Raw genomic sequence first — 18749 nt, forward strand, 5'->3', positions numbered from 1 at the left:
GCTCCCCCGACTGGACTCGAACCAGTAACCTGCCGGTTAACAGCCGGCTGCTCTGCCAATTGAGCTACAGGGGATCGTCTCGTTGCATCGAACGCGCCTAGCTGGGAACTCTCCGGGCGGCGCGCGCTCGCTGCGACACATACATTAGCGCAAGCAGGGGGGTGCTCCGCCAATCGGTATCCCCTCGGGCGATCAGCAGGCGAGCGACAGACGAGTGACAGACGTGCGAAGCCGACGCAAGGAAAGGGTGGCAGCCATGCGGTACCGGCTCACATTCGTGGTGGGACTGGCCCTCGGGTACGTGCTCGGGACCCGGGCCGGACGCGAGCGTTATGAGCAGTTGCGGAAGTCCGCCCGCGAGATCTCGCAGAACCCGGCGGTGCGCAACACCGTGGAATCCGCGACCCAGCAGGGGCGCGAGGTGGCGGGCAAGGCCTTCCATACGGTCTCCGAGAAGGTCGGGGACAAGATGCCCGACTCGGTCGCCGAGCGGGTGCGGTCCCTGCGCGAGCGCGGACCGGGCGGCGGCACCGAGGACGACTGGGGCACCAGCAACACCTAGCCCCGCCGATCCGGTCATGGATCACGGAGAGCGAACAGAGGTACGGGACACGTCCCGCGGTGCGGCAGAATTCCAGGCATGGGGATAGTCGCAGGGTTGGACAGTTCGCCCGATTTCACGCGCATCGTGGTCTGTGACACGGACACGGGCGCCGTGCTCAAGCAGGGGTACGCCCCTCATCCGCTGGAGAGCGCCGAGAGCGGCAGGCCCTCCGACGTCGATCCACAGGCCTGGCTGCTCTCCCTCGGCGAAGCCGCGGGCGGCGGGCTCCTCGAAGGCGTGCAGGCCATCGGTGTCTCCGCGCAGCAGAACGCGCTCGTACCGCTCGACCAGCACGGCAACACCGTGCGGCCCGCGCTCGTCGGCAACGACCGGCGGGCGCAGGTGGCCGCCGTCGACCTCGTCGACCGGCTCGGCAGCCGCGAGGCGTGGGCGCAGGCCGTGGGGTGCGTGCCGCAGGCCGCGCACCCCGTGACGAAGCTGCGCTGGCTGGCGAAGAACGAGCCGGAGGCGGCGCGGCACGTGGCGGGGCTGTTGCAGGCACCCGACTGGCTGGTGTGGCAGCTCCTCGGCCGGCCCGCCCGGCGCACGACCGACCGGGGCGGCGCCTCGGGCACCGGCTACTGGTCGGCTGCGACCGGCTCCTACCGCCCGGACCTCGTCGAACTCGCCCTGGGGCACCAGGCGATGCTGCCCGAGGTGATCGGGCCCGCCGAAGCCGCGGGGACGACACCCGAGGGGCTGCTGATCTCCGCGGGGACCGGCGAGACGATGGCGGCGGCCTTCGGGCTCGGGGTGGGGCAGGGTGACGCCGTGGTGTCGCTCGGCGCCTCCGGGTCGGTGATGGCCGTGCACCACGAGGCCCTGACGGACGGGCGCGGCATCATCACCTCGCTCGCGGACGCCACCGGGATGCATCTGCCGGTCGTCCACACGTCGAACGCCGTGCGCGTACTGCGGGGCACCGCCGAGATGCTCGGCCTCACCGACCTGGAAGAGCTCTCCGCGCTCGCCATGAAGTCGACGCCGGGCGCGCACGGCCTGGTGCTCCTGCCGTATCTGGAGGGCGAGAAGACGCCGAACCTGCCGCACGCGGCGGGCACGCTGACCGGGCTGCGGCGCGAGTCGATGAAGCCGGAGCACCTGGCGCGGGCGGCCTTCGAGGGCATGCTGTGCGGGCTCGGCGACGCGCTCGACGTGTTGCGGGCGCGGGGGGTCGAGGTCCGGCGGGTGTTCCTGCTGGGCGCCGCCGCCGAGCTGCCCGCCGTGCAGGCCGCGGCGCCGATGCTGTTCGGTACGCAGGTCGTGGTGCCGCAGCCCGCGGACTACGCCGCGATCGGCGCGGCACGCCAGGCCGCGTGGGCGCTGACCGGTCAACTGCCGTACTGGCAGGGGGCGGCGGCGCAGATCTTCGAGCCCGGGGAGGAGCTCGCGGTGGGGCAGGCGGTGCGGCAGCAGCACGCCACGGTCCGGGAGCAGACGCACCCCGGTGCCTTCACCTACTGAGTGAGCGAGCACATTTCTTGACCGGGACTGAAATTTGACCCGGTCATGGGTTAATCGGTTGCACGCCCCTGGGTCGGGTGCCGGAGTATGGGAGCCACGTCGCCCAACTTGCCGTCACCCGACTCCTCGAGAGACCGAGCGTGCTCATACGACTCCTCCGGACTCACCTGCGTCCGTACCGCAAACCCATCGCCCTGCTGGTGCTGCTCCAGTTCTTGCAGACCTGCGCCGCTCTCTACCTGCCCAGCCTGAACGCCGACATCATCGACAACGGCGTCGTCGAGGGAGACACGGGCTACATCCTCGCCTTCGGCGGGATCATGCTCGGCGTCACCGTCGTGCAGATGGTCTGCAACGTCGGCGCCGTCTTCTACGGCGCGCGGACCGCCGCCGCCCTCGGCCGTGACGTGCGGGCCGCCGTCTTCGACCGGGTGCAGTCCTTCTCCGCGCGCGAGATGGGCCGGTTCGGCGCTCCGACGCTGATCACGCGGACCACGAACGACGTCCAGCAGGTGCAGATGCTGGTCCTGATGTCGTTCACGCTGATGGTGTCGGCGCCCATCATGTGCGTCGGCGGCATCGTGATGGCGCTCGGCCAGGACGTGCCGCTCTCCGCGGTCCTGGTCGCCGTCGTGCCCGTCCTCGGCATCAGCGTCAGCCTGATCGTGCGGCGGCTGCGGCCCCTGTTCCGCACCATGCAGGAGCGGCTCGACACCGTGAACCGGGTGCTGCGCGAGCAGATCACCGGCAACCGCGTCATCCGCGCCTTCGTCAGGGACACGTACGAGAAGGAGCGCTTCCGTAAGGCCAACGCCGAGCTGACCGACGTGTCGCTCGGCAGCGGCAGGCTGCTCGCGCTGATGTTCCCGATCGTCATGACCGTCGTGAACATCTCCTCGATCGCGGTGGTGTGGTTCGGCGCGCACCGCATCGACAGCGGCGGCATGCGGATCGGCGCGCTCACCGCGTTCCTCACCTATCTGATGCAGATCGTGATGTCCGTGATGATGGCCACCTTCATGTTCATGATGGTGCCGCGCGCGGAGGTCTGCGCCGAGCGCATCGAGGAGGTCCTGGACACCGACAGCAGCGTGGTGCCCCCGGCCGACCCGGTGCACCAGCTGCGCAGCCACGGCCACCTGGAGATCCGGGACGCCGGCTTCCGCTACCCCGGCGCGGAGGAGCCTGTCCTCAAGTCGATCCACCTGGTCGCCCGCCCCGGCGAGACCACCGCCGTCATCGGGTCGACCGGCAGCGGCAAGTCGACGCTGCTCGGCCTCGTGCCGCGGCTCATCGACGCGACCGAGGGCGAGGTCCTGGTCGGCGGCGTGAACGTCAGCACCATCGATCCCGTACTGCTCGCGAAGACCGTGAGTCTCGTCCCGCAGAAGCCGTACCTCTTCGCGGGCACGGTCGCGAGCAATCTGCGGTACGGCAATCCGGACGCCACCGACGAGGAGCTCTGGCACGCCCTGGAGGTCGCTCAGGCCAAGGAGTTCGTCGAGGGCCTGGAGGAAGGGCTCGACGCGCCGATCGCCCAGGGCGGCACCAACGTCTCCGGTGGCCAGCGCCAGCGCCTGGCCATCGCGCGGACCCTCGTGCAGCGCCCGGAGATCTACCTCTTCGACGACTCGTTCTCCGCGCTCGACTACGCCACCGACGCCGCGCTGCGCTCCGCGCTCGGCCGGGAGACCGCGGAGGCGACCGTCGTCATCGTCGCCCAGCGCGTGTCGACCATCCGGGACGCCGACCGCATCGTGGTCCTCGACGAGGGCCGTGTCGTCGGCACGGGCCGCCATCACGAGCTGATGGAGACCAATGAGACCTATCGGGAGATCGTGCTCTCCCAGCTGACGGAAGCGGAGGCCGCGTAATGCCCCCTGGCATCAGTGGACCGATGATGGGTCCCGACTCCCGGTCCATGGACTTCAAGGGCTCGGGCAGGCGGCTGCTTGCGCAGTTCAGGCCCGAGCGCGCCACGATGTACGGGATGCTCGTGGCCGGCGTCCTGAGCGTCGCGCTCACCGTGCTCGGCCCGAAGATCCTCGGCCGCGCGACCGACCTGCTCTTCGCGGGCATCGTCGGCCGTGACATGCCGGACGGGGTGACGAAGGAGCAGGCCCTCGACCGGCTGCGCGACAACGGCGACGGCGGCATGGCCGACATGCTCTCCGGCGTCGACTTCACCCCCGGCAAGGGCATCGACTTCGGCGCGGTGGGTGAGGTCCTGCTGCTCGCCCTCGGCACGTTCCTGGTGGCGGGCCTGCTGATGGCCGTGGCGACGCGGCTGTCGAACCGCGCCATCAACCGGACCGTCTTCCGGCTGCGCGGCGACGTACAGGCGAAGCTGTCGCGGCTCCCCCTGTCGTACTTCGACAAGCGGCAGCGCGGCGAGGTGCTGAGCCGCGCCACGAACGACCTCGACAACATCAACCAGACGCTTCAGCAGACGATGGGCCAGCTCATCAACTCGCTGCTGACCATCGTCGGTGTCCTGGTGATGATGTTCTGGGTGTCGCCGCTGCTCGCGCTGGTGGCGCTGGTCACGGTGCCGCTGTCGTTCTACGTGGCGACCAAGGTCGGCAAGCGGTCGCAGCCGCAGTTCGTGCAGCAGTGGAAGACCACCGGCGCGCTCAACGCCCACGTCGAGGAGATGTACACCGGGCATGCCCTGGTGAAGGTCTTCGGGCGGCAGGAGGAGTCGGCGAAGGCGTTCGCCGAGCAGAACGAGCAGCTGTACGAGGCCGGGTTCAAGGCGCAGTTCAACAGCGGTGTCATGCAGCCGCTGATGTACTTCGTCTCGAACCTGAACTACGTCCTTGTCGCCGTGGTGGGCGGTCTGCGGGTGGCCTCCGGGTCGCTGTCGATCGGTGACGTGCAGGCCTTCATCCAGTACTCGCGGCAGTTCTCGATGCCGCTCACGCAGGTCGCCTCGATGGCGAACCTGGTCCAGTCGGGCGTGGCCTCCGCCGAGCGGGTCTTCGACATCCTCGACGCGCCGGAGCAGGAGGCCGACCCGGTGCCCGGCGAGCGGCCCGCGAAGCTGCGCGGACGCGTCGAGATGGACCACGTCTCCTTCCGCTACGACGAGGACAAGCCGCTCATCGAGGACCTTTCCCTGGTCGTCGAGCCGGGCCACACGGTCGCCATCGTCGGACCGACCGGCGCGGGCAAGACGACGCTGGTCAACCTGCTGATGCGGTTCTACGAAGTGACGGGCGGCCGCATCTCGCTGGACGGGGTCGACATCGCCCGGATGTCGCGCGACGAGCTGCGCTCCGGGATCGGCATGGTGCTCCAGGACACCTGGCTGTTCGGCGGCACCATCGCGGAGAACATCGCGTACGGCGCGGCGAAGGACGTCACGCGGGAGGAGATCGAGGAGGCGGCGCGCGCCGCCCACGCGGACCGTTTCGTGCGGACGCTCCCCGACGGGTACGACACGGTCATCGACGACGACGGCACGGGCGTCAGCGCGGGCGAGAAGCAGCTCATCACCATCGCGCGGGCCTTCCTCTCCGACCCGGTGATCCTCGTCCTCGACGAGGCGACGAGCTCCGTCGACACGAGGACGGAGGTGCTCATCCAGAAGGCGATGGCACGCCTCGCGCACGGGCGCACGTCCTTCGTCATCGCGCACCGGCTCTCCACGATCCGGGACGCCGACACGATCCTGGTCATGGAGAACGGGGCGATCGTGGAGCAGGGCACGCATGATGCCCTGCTGGCGGCGGACGGGGCTTATGCGCGTCTGTACGCGGCTCAGTTCGCGCAAGCCGTGGCCGAGGTGGACTAGGCGCCTTCGGGGTCAGTCCAGGTAGCCCCTGAGCTGGTCCGCGAAGGCGTGGTCCCGCAGCTTGTTGAGGGTCTTGGACTCGATCTGGCGGATGCGCTCGCGTGTCACGCCGAAGATCCGGCCTATCTCCTCCAGGGTGCGGGGCCTGCCGTCCGCGAGGCCGTAGCGCAGCTGGACCACCTTGCGTTCCCGCTCGCCGAGCGTGGACAGGACCGCTTCCAGGTGCTCGCGCAGGAGCAGGAACGCGGCCGACTCCACGGGGCTCGTGGCGTCGCCGTCCTCGATGAGGTCGCCGAGCGCGACGTCGTCCTCCTCGCCGACGGGGGCGTGCAGCGACACGGGCTCCTGGGCGAGGCGCAGGACCTCGCTGACGCGCTCGTGCGGCAGGTCCAGGTGGGCGGCGACCTCTTCGGGCGTGGGCTCGTAGCCCCGCTCCTGGAGCATGCGGCGCTGGACGCGTACGACCCGGTTGATGAGCTCCACGACGTGCACCGGCACGCGGATCGTGCGGGCCTGGTCCGCGAGGGCGCGGGACATGGCCTGGCGGATCCACCAGGTCGCGTAGGTGGAGAACTTGTAGCCGCGGGCGTAGTCGAACTTCTCGACCGCCCTGATCAGGCCGAGGTTCCCCTCCTGGACGAGGTCGAGCATGGTGAGGCCGCGGCCCACGTACCGCTTGGCGACGGAGACGACGAGGCGGAGGTTGGCCTCGATGAGGCGGCGCTTCGCCATCCGGCCGACGACGACCAGCTTGTCGAGGTCCAGGGCGAGTTGGGAGTCGAGGTCGGGGGTGTTGCTCAGCTTCTCCTCGGCGAAGAGACCGGCCTCGACGGCGCGGGCGAGCTCCACCTCCTCCGCCGCGGTGAGCAGCGGTATCCGCCCGATCTCGCGCAGGTACTGGCGGAACAGGTCGGAGGAGGGGCCGCCGGTGTCGGCGCGGCTGCGGGGTGTGGGCGGTTCGAGGATCTCGGGCTCCAGGGCCTCGGGGACCTCCGGGGCTTCCTGTACCGCCTGGGGCTCCGCCGCCTCGGGGTCGCCCTGCACTTCCGGGTGCCGGGTGGCTCGGCTCTGCGGCGGGACCGACTCCAGGACGTTCGTCTCCGCATCCGCGCGCGCGGCGGTGTCGGTCTGGGTGAGGGTCTGGGTCTGCACGGGGGCGACCTCCAGGGTGATCGCTGCTGAGGCGTGCGGCAACGGGAGAGGGACGACGGCCTCGCCGCTGTCCGTCCCGGACACGATGTGTGGAACCGCGGGGGTGTCGGACCCGCTGTCTGCGGGTCGGCCGCGCTCCGAGGACTCAGGCACCGGAACCCAGTGTGGGGCACGACACACGGCCGCCACGAGGGGCGTGCGGTGACTTTTTGAGTCCGGTCCGTGACCGCGTGGTTACTGGCCGGGTAACCCTCAGCCGCGGAGGCGAACCCCGGCGGGCCGCCGCAGTCGCCTCAGAGCGCGTCCGCGCCGCGCTCGCGCAGCGCCTGGCCGTACTGCTGGAGGACCCACAACTCGTTCTGCACGGCCGCCAGATGCTGCGGGTCGCCGCCCGCGCCGAGCCGGGCGAGGCTGCCCTGGACGTCCCGGATGCGGCGGTCGACGGCGCGCAGCCTGACCTGGACCAGCTGCATGCCCGCGTACATCTCGTCGACGGTCTTGCGCAGGATCGCCTCGACGGCGAGCTCGGTGACCATGGAGCGGACCGCGTCGTCGGGTGCGGCGTCGCGGACACGGACGAGGTACTCCTGCGGGTCCTGCGCGCCCTGCTCGGCGCCGCCCGCCTCCTCGATGGCGCGGCGCACCGCGGCATAGGGCGGGGCGGTGAACTCGTCCAGGCCGTACGCGTCGAAGGCCGGGGAGACCAACTGCGGGTACTGCAAGGCCAGTTTGAGCAGCTCGCGCTCGGTGCGGTGGGCGGGGCTGCGCAGGTTGAGCGCGGGGCCGCTGAAGCCCTGGGGCGCGGCCTCGTACGCCGGGGAGGGGCGCTGCGGGGCCGGGGCCGGTCCCCTGCCGCCGCGGTCGCGGGCCCAGCGGGCCAGCTGTGCGACGCGCTTGACGACGAACTGGGTGTCGAGGATGCCGAGCATGCCGGCGAGCTGCACGGCGACCTCGTGCTGCGCGCCGCTGTTCTTGATGCGGGCCACGACGGGGGCGGCCTCGTCCAGGGCGGCGGCGCGGCCCGCGGGGGTCTCCAGGTCGTAGCGCGAGACGATCTGGCGGAGGGCGAACTCGAAGAGCGGCGTGCGCGGTTCGACGAGGTCGGCCACTGCTCCGTCGCCCTTGGCGAGGCGCAGGTCGCAGGGGTCCATGCCCTCGGGGGCGATCGCGATGTACGTCTCGGCGGCGAACTTCTGGTCGTCCTCGAAGGCGCGCAGGGCCGCCTTCTGGCCGGCCGCGTCGCCGTCGAAGGTGAAGATCACCCGGGCCGAGCCGTTGTCCATCAGGAGGCGGCGGAGGATCTTGATGTGGTCGCCGCCGAAGGCCGTGCCGCAGGTCGCGATGGCGGTGGTGATGCCCGCGAGGTGGCAGGCCATCACGTCTGTGTAGCCCTCGACGACGACGGCGCGGCTGGACTTGGCGATCTCCTTTTTGGCGAGATCGATTCCGTACAGGACCTGGGACTTCTTGTAGATCGGGGTCTCTGGCGTGTTCAGGTACTTCGGGCCGTTGTCGTCGTCGCGGAGCTTGCGGGCGCCGAAGCCGACCACTTCGCCGCCGATGTCGCGGATCGGCCACATGAGGCGGCCGCGGAAGCGGTCGATGGGGCCGCGGCGGCCCTCCTGGGAGAGGCCGGAGAGGGTCAGCTCCTTGTCGGTGAAGCCCTTGCCGCGCAGATAGCGGGTGAGGTGGTCCCAGCCCGCGGGGCTGTAGCCGACGCCGAAGTGCGCGGCCGCGGCCTGGTCGAAGCCGCGCTCGGCGAGGAACTTGCGGCCGATCTCGGCCTCGGCGCTCTCCAGCTGCTCCACGTAGAACTGGGCGGCGATCTTGTGGGCCTCGACGAGGCGGATGCGCTCGCCGCGCTGGTGCGAGGGGTTGTACCCGCCCTCTTCGTAGCGGAGCGTGATGCCTGCCTGGGCGGCGAGGCGCTCGACCGTCTCGGAGAACGTGAGGTGGTCGATCTTCATCACGAAGGCGATCGTGTCGCCGCCTTCCTGGCAGCCGAAGCAGTGGAAGAGACCCTTGCTCGGGCTGACCTGGAAGGACGGTGACTTCTCGTCGTGGAAGGGGCACAGGCCCTTGAGGTTTCCACCCCCCGCGTTGCGCAGCTGGAGGTAGTCGGAGACCACGGCGTCGATCGGGACCGCGTCCCGAACCGCCTTCACGTCCTCGTCATTGATCCTGCCTGCCACGTACGAATACTACGGCGCGCCTGTGACACTCCCGCCCGGCCGGTCACGTCAGGAGCGACGCCAGGGGGGTCGACGGGTCCGCGAGGGCGTCGGGGTCCGGGCGGGCGCCCCGCCGGATGAGCTCCTGCACGGTCTCCGTGACGTCCCACACATTCACGTTCATCCCCGCGAGGACCTGCCCGTCGCGCAGCCAGAAGGCGACGAACTCGCGCTTGCCGGTGTCGCCGCGGACCACCACTTGGTCGTACGTCCCCGGGGGCGCCCAGCCCGAGTACTCCAGGCCCACGTCGTACTGGTCGGAGAAGAAGTAGGGCACGCGGTCGTAGGTAACGTCCTGGCCGAGCATGGCGCGGGCCGCGGCGGGGCCGCCGTTGAGCGCGTTGGCCCAGTGCTCCACGCGCAGGCTCGCGCCGAAGAGGGCGTGGCGGACGGCGGCCACGTCGCCCGCGGCGTGGATGTCGGGGTCGGAGGTGCGCAGCGACGCGTCCACGGCGATGCCGCCGCCGGCCGCGCGGTCGACCAGCTCCAGGCCCGCGGCCTCGGCGAGGGCCGTGCGCGGGGCCGCGCCGATCGCGGCGAGCACGTCGTGCGCCGGGTGCTCCTCGCCGTCGTCGGTGCGGGCGGCGAGGACCATGCCGTCCTGGCCGACGATCTCGGTGAGGCGGGCCCCGAAGTGGAAGCGGACGCCGTGCTCGGCGTGCAGGTCGGCGAACATCTGGCCGACCTCGGGGCCGAGGACGGCGTGCAGCGGCGTCGGCTCGGGCTCGACGACGGTGACCTCCGCGCCGTACTCCCGGGCGGCCGCCGCGATCTCCAGGCCGATCCAGCCGGCGCCCGCGATCACCAGGTGGCCGTTGTCCCTGCCCAGGGCGGCGAGGACGTGCCGCAGCCGGTCGGCGTGCGCGAGGCGGCGCAGGTGGTGGACGCCCGCCAGGTCGGTGCCGGGGACGTCGAGGCGGCGCGGCTCGGCGCCGGTGACCAGGAGCAGCTTGTCGTAGCGGATGACGGTGCCGTCGCCGAGGCGCACGGCCTTCGCCTCGCGGTCGACGGCGACGACGGTCTGGCCCAGGTGCAGTTCGACGTCCGCCTGCGCGTACCACCCCGGTTCGTGCACGAAGACGCTGTCGCGCTCCTCCTTGCCGAGGAGGTACCCCTTGGACAGGGGCGGGCGCTCGTAGGGGTGGTCCCGCTCGTCACCGATGAGGATCACCCGGCCGGTGAACCCTTCGGAGCGGAGCGTCTCGGCCGCCTTGGCGCCGGCCAGACCTCCTCCGACAATGACGAACGTCTGATCCGCGTCGACCACTTGATGCCTCCTTGCCCGGGGTACCGGGGGTGTCCCCCGGAAGAACACAGCGTTGCCCTTCGGCCTTGCTGCACCAGGGAGCGTCCCGCACAGAGCGTGATGGGGGAAGGGGGCGTGGCCTCGACTGGCCACAATTCGTCACGCCCTGTGGTCACTCCATGGTCACTTACCGTTGTCTCACCGCGGTCCTGCCGTCAGTCGGGTGTGCAGGGCGCGGGCCGCCGCGTCGGTGAGGGACGCGATCTGGTCGACGACGACACGCTGGGCGGCGCGGTCGTCGGGCGCCGCGTCGTACAGCGCGCGGAACTGCGGGTCGAGGCCGTCGGGCGCGCGCGTGGTGAGCGCGTCGGCGAGCTCGGCGACGACGACGCGCTGGTCCGCGCGGAGCCGCTCCTGGGCGGGCCGCTGCATCACATAACGGTCGGCGACAGCTTTCAGTACGGCGCATTCGTGCCGTGCCTCGCGGGGGACGACGAGCTCCGCGGAGTACCGCGCGAGGGGTCCCGTGCCGTACCGCCCGCGGGTGGCGGACTCCGCGGCCAGACAGAAGCGGCCGATGAGCTGGCTGGTGGCGTCCTTCAACCGGGCCTGCGCGACGGCCGATCCGTCGTACCCGTGCGGCCACCACTCCTGGTCGAGGAGGCGGTCGAGGGCCTGGGCGAGCTCTTCGGGGTCGGTGTCCGCGGGGACATAGCGTCCGAGGGCGACGGCGTAGATGTCCTGGCGCTCGGGCTCGGCGTGCAGCGCGTTCGGATCGATGTGTCCCGCGTGCAGGCCGTCTTCGAAGTCGTGCACCGAGTACGCGACGTCGTCGGACCAGTCCATGATCTGCGCCTCGAAACAGATGCGCTGTCCCGGGGCCTCCTTGCGGATCCAGTCGAAGACGGGCCGGTCGTCTTCGTAGACACCGAATTTGGGGGACGCCGGGTCGGAGGGGTGGGCGCCGCGCGGCCAGGGGTACTTGGTGGCGGCGTCGAGGGCGGCCCGGGTGAGGTTGAGGCCCACGCTGACGAGTTCGCCGGTGGAGCCGGAGCGGATGAAGCGCTTCGGCTCGATGCGGGTGAGGAGCCTGAGCGACTGGGCGTTGCCCTCGAAGCCGCCGCAGTCCGCCGCGACTTCGTTCAGCGCCTGTTCGCCGTTGTGCCCGAACGGGGGGTGGCCGAGGTCGTGGGAGAGGCAGGCCGTCTCGACCAGGTCGGGGTCGCAGCCCAGGGCGGCGCCCAGCTCACGGCCCACCTGGGCGCACTCCAGGGAGTGCGTCAGCCGGGTGCGGGCGCTGGCGTCCCAGGCCTGGCTTCTGGTGCCGGGCGTGACGACCTGGGTCTTGCCTGCGAGGCGGCGCAGCGCCGCGGAGTGCAGGACGCGCGCGCGGTCGCGCTGGAAGGCCGTGCGCCCCGGCCTCTTGTCGGGCTCGGCGGCCCACCGCTCGACGGCCGCTTCGTCATAGGCGCTGTAGGCGCTGTACGCGCTGGGGACGCTGTGGGCGCCCTGGGCGGTGCGGGCCTCGGGACGCGCCTTCGGTGCTGTGCCTTCCATGCACCGACAGTAGACGCAAGCAGTGACAAACAGGGATCTGGCCCCTTGGATTCGGCCTCCCGGGTCAGCGCTCCGTCAGATGCTGGTCACACGCTGGTCAGACGCCGCCGGGCCGGTGCCGGGGCGGTGCGCGCCTGGTCGTAGCGGTGCAGGACGAGGCGGGCGAGTGCCGGGTGGGGGCCGAGGGGGGCCGCGGCGATCCAGGGTGCGGCGGCCGCGCTCTGGGTGGCGAAGCGGCCCGGCGCGGTGAAGTAGGCGGCGACGGCGGTGCGCGTCCGCCCGGCCGCGGCCAGGGCTTCGAGCGCCTGCGGCACGGTGCGGGCGCAGGCCGCGGTGGGCGCGGCGTAGGCGGGCACGACGGGGACGCCGAGGCGTTCGGCGAGCAGCCCGGCGGCGGTCTCCGTGTCGGCGGCCGACTCCGGGTCGCGGGAGCCCGCGGCGGCGAGGACCACCGCGTGCCTGCGCCGCGCGCCCGCGCCCCGGGGGCGCTCGGGCCAGCCGGCCTGGACGAGCCGGGCGTGCAGCGCCTCGGCGAGCAGCGGGTGGGGGCCGAGCGGGGCGGCGACGCGCGTGTCGAGGTGGGGCGCGCCCGCGGCGGCCGCCGGCACGTCGCGCTTGACGTGCTGGCCACGGCCGAGGAGCAGCGGCACGAGCACGGCGGAGCCGGACCGCTGCGCCGCGAGGGTCTCGGTGAGCAGCGGTTCGTTCAGCTCGATGTGGCCGAGCCGGACGGCGAGGCCCGGGCGTTGCTCGCGGACGCGCTCGGCGAGTGCCGTGACGGTGGTGAGGGCGCGCGGGTCGCGGCTGCCGTGCGCGACGAGGACGAGGGTGGGGCGGGGGTCGGGACGCGGGGCGGGGCGCGGGGCGGGGCGGCGGCTGCCGTCGGGTGAGACGAGGCTGAGCTGGGTGCCGAGCTGGCTGGTGATGCGGTCCATGATCTGCGCCGTACTGTCGAGGTGAGTGCTGCCGGACTCGTCGTGAAGAGCGGTCGACGGCGTCATGAACCGAGAATGGCGGGGACATATTGCGGGCGCGTTGCGCGGCCGTGACGACTGTTTGCGGCGGGCTCACGGTGGGCGACGGGGCGCTGTCAGGGGTGGGTCGGGGTGTTTCTCGGGGTGTTCTCGGGGGTGTTTCGGGGGCACGGGTCACTGACGTCGCCGGTGGGGCGGTCTACGGTTGTGGCATTGATCGGATCGGGGGAGATCCGGCGGGCACGGGGGCGGATCACCGATGGAAAGACACACGGGCAGGGACAGGCGGGACAGGCCCAGGGACGGGGGCGGGGCCGACGCCGGGGCGGCGCGACGGAGAGACCGACTGCGACTGCGACTGCGGCTTCGGCTGCCCCGCTCGCGGCAGGCACAGCGGCGTGCCGTGCAGGCGGTGATGGCGCTCTGCGTGCTCGCGCTGCTGCCGGCGACCTGGCTGTTCGTGTCGACGGACGGCAAGGTGGGCTCGGTCGCGGACGCGCCGCGCACCCGGGTCGCGGTGGTCTTCGGCGCCGGCCTGTGGAAGGGCGATCCGTCGCCGTATCTGGCGCACCGGCTCGACGCGGCGGCGGAGTTGTACCGCGCGGGACGCATAGAGGTCGTGCTCGTCACGGGCGACAACAGCCGCGAGGAGTACGACGAGCCGGACGCCATGCGCGCCTATCTCAAGAAGCACGGTGTGCCGGACCGCCGCATAGTGAGTGACTATGCCGGATTCGACACCTGGGACTCCTGCGTCCGCGCCAAGAAGATCTTCGGCGTGAATCGTGCGGTGCTGATCAGCCAGGGCTTCCACATACGCAGAGCGGTCGCGCTGTGCGACGCGGCGGGCGTCTCGTCGTACGGGGTGGCGGTGGACGCCAAACACGACGCCACCTGGTACTACGGCGGTGCCCGGGAGATCTTCGCGGCAGGCAAGGCCGCCCTGGACGCGACGTTCCACCCGGACCCCCACTTCCTGGGCCCGCACGAATCAGGCATAGCCCAAGCCCTGACGACACCCCGCGCGCCGTAAAGGGCGCAAGGAACGGAGCGCCCCGTCAGGGGCGCGGGGAACTGCGCGACCAGCCGAAACCAACCCGCACCCGGCAACGATCAAATCCAGGCAGACGAGAAGCCGAGACGCAACGGCACAGGGAGGGAGGCCTCACCACAGGGTGCGGGGACGACTGAGACGGGGTTACCGCACGTGTAACACACGGGCGCAGGACACGTAACAAGCCCGGCGCACGCTGACCCCATGCACTCCACGGCGACTTCGACCCACTGTCCGTACTGCGCGCTGCAATGCGGGATGGGCCTGATCAAGGGCCCCCAAGGTGTGGAGGTCGTCGAGCGGCCGGGGTTCCCCGTCAACAAGGGCGCCCTGTGCGGCAAGGGACGCACGGCTCCCGCCGTGCTCTCCTCCCGGGTGCGTCTCACCGAGCCCCTCGTCCGGTCCCACGCCACGGGCAGGCTCACGCCGGCCACCTGGGAGGAGGCCCTCGACCGGATCGCCGGTGAGCTCACGCGCACGCGTGCGGAACACGGTGCGGACGCGTGCGGGGTGTTCGGCGGGGGCGGCCTGACCAACGAGAAGGCGTACGCGCTGGGCAAGTTCGCGAGGGTGGCGCTCGGCACGTCGCAGATCGACTACAACGGACGGTTCTGCATGTCGTCGGCCGCGGCCGCCGGGCAGCGGGCGTTCGGTCTCGACCGGGGGCTGCCGTTCCCGCTGGCGGACATCCCGCGCACCGGTTGCGTGATCCTCGTCGGGTCGAACCTCGCCGAGACGATGCCGCCCGCCCTGCGGTACCTGACGGAGCTCAGGGCGAACGGCGGCACGCTGATCGTCGTGGACCCCCGGCGGACCCGGACGGCCGAGCAGGCCGACCTGCACCTGGCGCCGCGGCCCGGCACGGACCTCGCCCTGGCGCTCGGGCTGCTGCACCTGGTGGTGGCCGAGGGCCGTACGGACGAGGCGTACATCGAGGAGCGGACGAGCGGATGGGAGGAGGCACGGGCGGCGGCGATGGCGCACTGGCCGGAACACGTCGAGCGGATCACCGGTGTCGCGGTGCCCGAACTGCGCGAAGCCGTACGTCTCTTCTGCGACGCGGACAACGCGATGGTGCTCACCGCGCGCGGGCCGGAGCAGCAGTCCAAAGGCACGGACACGGTGGGGGCGTGGATCAATCTGTGCCTCGCCACGGGGCGCGCGGGGCGGCCGCTGTCCGGGTACGGCTGCCTGACGGGCCAGGGCAACGGCCAGGGCGGGCGCGAACACGGGCAGAAGGCGGACCAGTTGCCCGGTTACCGCAAGCTGACCGATCCGGCGGCGCGGGCCCATGTGGCGGGGGTGTGGGGTGTGGATCCGGACTCCCTACCGGGTCCCGGCAGGTCGGCGTACGAGTTGTTGGAGGCGTTGGGCGGGGAGATCAAGGCGTTGCTGCTGATGGGCTCCAACCCGGTGGTCTCGGCGCCGCGGGCCGCGCATGTGGAGGAGCGGCTGCGGTCGCTCGACTTCCTCGCGGTGGCGGACGTGGTGCTGTCCGAGACGGCTCGGCTCGCGGACGTGGTGCTGCCGGTGACGCAGTGGGCGGAGGAGACCGGGACGGTGACGAACCTGGAGGGGAGGGTGCTGCTGCGGCGGCGGGCCGTCTCCGCGCCGGCCGGGGTGCGCAGCGACCTGGACGTGCTGCACGGGCTCGCGGAGCGCCTCGGCCACGGGAAGGGCTTTCCCACCGAACCGGAGGAGGTCTTCGAGGAGTTGCGCCGGGCGAGCGCGGGCGGGGCCGCGGACTACTCGGGGATCAGCTACGAGCGGTTGCGGGAGGACGACGGGGCGGGAGTGTTCTGGCCGTGTCCGGAGGAGGAGACGGAGCCGGAGGAGGAGACGGAGCGGGGGCGCGGCAGCGAGCGGGGGCGCGGGACGCCGAGGTTGTTCCTCGACCGGTTCGCGACCGAGGACGGGCGGGCGCGTTTCGTGCCGGTGGCGCACCGGGATGCCGGGGAGGAGCCGGACGCGGAGTATCCGGTGCTGCTCACCACGGGGCGGGTGCTCGCGCAGTACCAGTCCGGGGCCCAGACGCGGCGCGTCGACGAGCTCAACTCCGCCGCTCCGGGGCCCTTCGTGGAGCTGCATCCGAGGCTCGCCGCGCGTCTGGGGGTCGGGGAGGACGATCCGGTCGCCGTCGTCTCCCGGCGGGGCCGCGCGGTGGCTCCGGCGCGGGTCACGACGGCGATCCGCGCCGACACGGTCTTCATGCCGTTCCACTGGCCGGGCGAGGGGCGGGCCAACACCCTGACGAATCCGGCGCTGGATCCCGTGTCACGGATGCCGGAGTTCAAGGTGTGCGCGGTGCGGGTGGAGCGGGCGGCGGAGGGGGAGCGTGGGGAGCGGTCGTAGTGCGGTGGGGCGGGCCCGGGTCGAGGTCCGGGCCCGCGGTCGTACGGGGAGGCGGAGGTCAGCAGGTGCGGCCGATGTACCAGGCGCCGTCCACGTCACCGGCCTTGCCGATCCAGGTGACGCCCGGGCCCACGCACCTGGTCGTGTTGGGGCCCCAGTCGTCGATCTCGATCAGGATCTTCGAGCCGTCGCTCGTGCAGTGGTTGTAGTAGGCGTCGGTGTGGGTCTTGTAGAACCCGCAGGGGTTCTTGACGGCCGCAGGCTCGGCGGAGGCCGAGGACGCCAGGGTCATGCCGAGGCCGAGGGCCATGGCACCGATGAGGGCCGGCAGGGAACGGCGTACGCGCATAGGGCGATTCCTTCTCTGACAGGGTGCTCACGCACCGCCTCGCGCACCAGCAGGTGCACACGGAGAGCTTGGCGGTGCTCACGGAGCGTAGTCGCGCGAACTCGCTCGCACGAGTGGTTCGGATCACCGGATCGGGTGGATACGCGTTTGAGTCGCGCATGAGCGCTGGTGGGGTGAACGCCACCCCGAGAGCCGGGAGTTACCTCCCGAGGCGGTGCGCGGCCCAGTCACCGCCGCCTATCACCGTCCCGGACGCGCGCAGCCCGGTCGCGACGCGCGGGGCCGCGATGTAGACCCAGGCGGGCACCGCCGACCCGTCAGGACGGAGTGCGTCGCGGGCGACTCGTTCGTAGAGGTTGCGGGGGTCGCCGGGGCGGTACTCCTCCAAGGCGTCGAGGGCGGCGAGGAGTTGGTCGTAGGCGGTGGGCAGCGCGGTCACCAACTCGCCGTGGACGGGGCCGCCGCCGGGCTGCTCGACGAGGTAGGGGTAGCCGGGCCCCTCATAGAGGACGGCGTCCGGCAGCCGGGCCGGGCCCCGCGCGGCGATGCGGCCGCCGAGGTGGGCGGCGTGGTTCCGCTCCCCCGGGCGCAGCGTCCCGTACACGAAGAACGGCAGCCGGGCCCCGGCGCGCGAGGTCACTCGGCGGTCTCCCGCTCCACCCACTCCAGGTAGGCCGCGCTGCCCCGCACCACCGGGGTCGCGATGATCTCCGGGGTGTCGTAGTCGTGGGCGTCGTGGAGCCACGCCTCCAGGGCGGCGTAGCGGCCGGGCGTCGTCTTGAACAGCACCTGCCACTCGTGGGCGGTCTCCAGCGCGCCGTCCCACCGGTACACGGACGTGACGGGTCCGGCGATCTGCGCGCACGCCGCGACGCGCGCCCGCACCGCGCCGCCCGCGAGCTCCCGCGCCTTGCCCTCGGCGTCGGTCGTGGTCAGTACGGTCAGGACCCGCACGTTCGGTTCGTCGTCCATACGCCCGATTGTGCACAGCGGTGCCCGAGGGCGGCGCCCAAGGGTGTGTCCAGGGACGGTCTCCAGGGGCGAGCGCCCAGGCCGAAGGTCCTGAACATGGCGTTCCGGGTGGGCATGGGGCAGTTGTTACACAATCTCCCGTCATCCGTGATGGACGGTTCCTACCTTCGGGAGCGGTGGCCGGTCCGGTCCCTCTGCCGAATCCCCTTCGCAGTCCCCGGACCGGCCCCCACCAGCACCACCCCGCTCCTCTCACCCCACGCGCCCCTCCCCCGCCCCCCACGCGACGACGGTCAGCCACCCATGAATCCGATCCTCCGCCGCCCGCTCCTCCTGAGCGGCGCCCTCTTCGCCGTGCCGGCGGCCCTCGCGCTCTCCGGATGCGGCAGTACGGACGGTCTCGCGCACGGTGCCGCCGCGCCGTCCGTCTCCGTCCAGCCGCACCCCGAGGCGGTCTGGCCCGCCTGGGCGGGCAGATCGGCGCGGGCCCCGGGCGCCGAGGCCGCCACGCACCAGCCGCCCCCTCGGGCGCTGCCGGGCCTGCCGAGGGTCGGTTCCGGAGGGCTCGCCGCGATGGACGTGCACGCGATCCTGCGGGCCGACCCCCGTATGAAGCCGCTGGTCGGCCGCGGGACGATCGACCGGCCGGGGCGGGCGGGACTGCGGCCGCCGATGTTCCCGGATCTGACCGGCGACAAGAAGCCCGAGATGCTGGTGGCCGCCGACACGGAGAGCGGACGGTCGCTCCTGGCCGTCTACGCGGCACACGACGGCAAGGTCTTCCCCGTCCTGTTCACCGCCGGCCGGAACCTGGACGTGGCGACGATCGGCCCCGACCTGCTGGTGCGCACCTCGTGCTCCGAGGGCGGCGAGCAGGCCGTGCGCTTCCACTGGGACGGCGCCCGGATGTCCACGGTCAGCGACATCAAGAGCTACCAGAAGCCGCCCCGGACCGCGGACACGAACGAGCCGGCTCCCTCGGGAGGGCCGTGATGCCG

At 71.9% G+C, this 18749-nt stretch carries 15 protein-coding genes and 1 tRNA gene; 7 read left to right on the plus strand and 9 right to left on the minus strand.

Annotated features, from left to right (window positions below; all coding sequences use genetic code 11):
- Window position 1: 1 nt before the first annotated feature.
- Window positions 2-74, minus strand: a tRNA-Asn gene (locus tag ACZ4Z4_RS01480).
- Window positions 75-256: 182 nt separating this feature from the next.
- On the opposite strand from ACZ4Z4_RS01480, the gene ACZ4Z4_RS01485 reads away from it, so the two are divergent.
- The 4 genes from ACZ4Z4_RS01485 to ACZ4Z4_RS01500 all read left to right on the plus strand — a co-directional run bounded on the left by ACZ4Z4_RS01485 (window position 257) and on the right by ACZ4Z4_RS01500 (window position 5864).
- On the plus strand, window positions 257-562 hold the full coding sequence (locus ACZ4Z4_RS01485; RefSeq protein WP_468320625.1) for a YtxH domain-containing protein: 306 nt from the start codon (window positions 257-259) through the stop codon (window positions 560-562).
- Window positions 563-640: 78 nt separating this feature from the next.
- The gene (locus ACZ4Z4_RS01490) at window positions 641-2068 is read left to right on the plus strand and encodes a xylulokinase (protein ID WP_468320628.1); all 1428 of its coding nucleotides are present in this window, start codon (window positions 641-643) and stop codon (window positions 2066-2068) included.
- A gap of 140 nt (window positions 2069-2208) precedes the next feature.
- Window positions 2209-3942: an ABC transporter ATP-binding protein gene (locus tag ACZ4Z4_RS01495; RefSeq protein ID WP_468320631.1), complete on the plus strand. Its 1734-nt coding sequence runs from the start codon at window positions 2209-2211 to the stop codon at window positions 3940-3942.
- A gap of 23 nt (window positions 3943-3965) precedes the next feature.
- Window positions 3966-5864, plus strand: a complete 1899-nt coding sequence (locus ACZ4Z4_RS01500; protein ID WP_468320634.1) for an ABC transporter ATP-binding protein — start codon at window positions 3966-3968, stop codon at window positions 5862-5864.
- Window positions 5865-5876: 12 nt separating this feature from the next.
- Here the strand turns inward: ACZ4Z4_RS01500 and ACZ4Z4_RS01505 are convergent, their stop codons facing one another.
- The 5 genes from ACZ4Z4_RS01505 to ACZ4Z4_RS01525 all read right to left on the minus strand — a co-directional run bounded on the left by ACZ4Z4_RS01505 (window position 5877) and on the right by ACZ4Z4_RS01525 (window position 13051).
- Window positions 5877-7169: an RNA polymerase sigma factor gene (locus tag ACZ4Z4_RS01505; protein WP_468320637.1), complete on the minus strand. Its 1293-nt coding sequence runs from the start codon at window positions 7167-7169 to the stop codon at window positions 5877-5879.
- 140 nt (window positions 7170-7309) lie between these two features.
- The gene (gene dnaG / locus ACZ4Z4_RS01510) at window positions 7310-9208 is read right to left on the minus strand and encodes a DNA primase (RefSeq protein ID WP_468320640.1); all 1899 of its coding nucleotides are present in this window, start codon (window positions 9206-9208) and stop codon (window positions 7310-7312) included.
- A gap of 43 nt (window positions 9209-9251) precedes the next feature.
- Complete coding sequence (locus tag ACZ4Z4_RS01515; RefSeq protein WP_468320642.1) at window positions 9252-10514, minus strand: NAD(P)/FAD-dependent oxidoreductase; 1263 nt, start codon at window positions 10512-10514, stop codon at window positions 9252-9254.
- Window positions 10515-10691: 177 nt separating this feature from the next.
- A complete protein-coding gene (locus ACZ4Z4_RS01520) occupies window positions 10692-12050 on the minus strand; it encodes a deoxyguanosinetriphosphate triphosphohydrolase (protein ID WP_468320644.1) in 1359 nt (452 codons plus the stop codon).
- Between the two features lie 86 nt (window positions 12051-12136).
- Window positions 12137-13051, minus strand: a complete 915-nt coding sequence (locus ACZ4Z4_RS01525; protein ID WP_468320647.1) for a sirohydrochlorin chelatase — start codon at window positions 13049-13051, stop codon at window positions 12137-12139.
- A 232-nt stretch (window positions 13052-13283) separates the two neighbouring features.
- Between ACZ4Z4_RS01525 and ACZ4Z4_RS01530 the strand changes: the two genes are divergently transcribed.
- The gene (locus ACZ4Z4_RS01530; protein ID WP_468320650.1) at window positions 13284-14057 is read left to right on the plus strand and encodes a SanA/YdcF family protein; all 774 of its coding nucleotides are present in this window, start codon (window positions 13284-13286) and stop codon (window positions 14055-14057) included.
- Window positions 14058-14282: 225 nt separating this feature from the next.
- The gene (locus ACZ4Z4_RS01535) at window positions 14283-16430 is read left to right on the plus strand and encodes a molybdopterin oxidoreductase family protein (protein WP_468320651.1); all 2148 of its coding nucleotides are present in this window, start codon (window positions 14283-14285) and stop codon (window positions 16428-16430) included.
- A gap of 58 nt (window positions 16431-16488) precedes the next feature.
- On the opposite strand, the gene ACZ4Z4_RS01540 is transcribed toward ACZ4Z4_RS01535, so the two are convergent.
- From ACZ4Z4_RS01540 to cutA, 3 genes are all read right to left on the minus strand, one after another.
- Window positions 16489-16779: a DUF6355 family natural product biosynthesis protein gene (locus ACZ4Z4_RS01540; protein WP_468320653.1), complete on the minus strand. Its 291-nt coding sequence runs from the start codon at window positions 16777-16779 to the stop codon at window positions 16489-16491.
- Window positions 16780-16978: 199 nt separating this feature from the next.
- On the minus strand, window positions 16979-17419 hold the full coding sequence (locus tag ACZ4Z4_RS01545; protein ID WP_468320655.1) for a gamma-glutamylcyclotransferase family protein: 441 nt from the start codon (window positions 17417-17419) through the stop codon (window positions 16979-16981).
- On the minus strand, window positions 17416-17751 hold the full coding sequence (gene cutA / locus ACZ4Z4_RS01550; protein ID WP_468320657.1) for a divalent-cation tolerance protein CutA: 336 nt from the start codon (window positions 17749-17751) through the stop codon (window positions 17416-17418). The genes ACZ4Z4_RS01545 and cutA overlap by 4 nt, the downstream gene beginning before the upstream one ends.
- A gap of 303 nt (window positions 17752-18054) precedes the next feature.
- Here cutA and ACZ4Z4_RS01555 point away from each other — a divergent pair, with 303 nt between their 5' ends.
- Window positions 18055-18744 (plus strand): hypothetical protein, encoded by a 690-nt coding sequence (locus ACZ4Z4_RS01555; protein ID WP_468320660.1) that lies wholly within the window; start codon window positions 18055-18057, stop codon window positions 18742-18744.
- Window positions 18745-18749 lie beyond the last annotated feature (5 nt).

This window comes from Streptomyces sp. NPDC030245 (assembly GCF_055572995.1).

Excerpts from the sequence above, each read along its gene's own strand:
- ACZ4Z4_RS01485 (WP_468320625.1), top strand. The coding sequence starts at position 257 with ATGCGGTACCGGCTCACATTCGTGGTGGGACTGGCCCTCGGGTACGTG.
- ACZ4Z4_RS01490 (WP_468320628.1), top strand. The coding sequence starts at position 641 with ATGGGGATAGTCGCAGGGTTGGACAGTTCGCCCGATTTCACGCGCATC.
- ACZ4Z4_RS01500 (WP_468320634.1), top strand. The coding sequence starts at position 3,966 with ATGATGGGTCCCGACTCCCGGTCCATGGACTTCAAGGGCTCGGGCAGG.
- ACZ4Z4_RS01520 (WP_468320644.1), bottom strand. The coding sequence starts at position 12,050 with ATGGAAGGCACAGCACCGAAGGCGCGTCCCGAGGCCCGCACCGCCCAG.
- ACZ4Z4_RS01525 (WP_468320647.1), bottom strand. The coding sequence starts at position 13,051 with ATGACGCCGTCGACCGCTCTTCACGACGAGTCCGGCAGCACTCACCTC.
- ACZ4Z4_RS01530 (WP_468320650.1), top strand. The coding sequence starts at position 13,284 with ATGGAAAGACACACGGGCAGGGACAGGCGGGACAGGCCCAGGGACGGG.
- ACZ4Z4_RS01535 (WP_468320651.1), top strand. The coding sequence starts at position 14,283 with ATGCACTCCACGGCGACTTCGACCCACTGTCCGTACTGCGCGCTGCAA.
- ACZ4Z4_RS01540 (WP_468320653.1), bottom strand. The coding sequence starts at position 16,779 with ATGCGCGTACGCCGTTCCCTGCCGGCCCTCATCGGTGCCATGGCCCTC.
- cutA (WP_468320657.1), bottom strand. The coding sequence starts at position 17,751 with ATGGACGACGAACCGAACGTGCGGGTCCTGACCGTACTGACCACGACC.
- ACZ4Z4_RS01555 (WP_468320660.1), top strand. The coding sequence starts at position 18,055 with ATGAATCCGATCCTCCGCCGCCCGCTCCTCCTGAGCGGCGCCCTCTTC.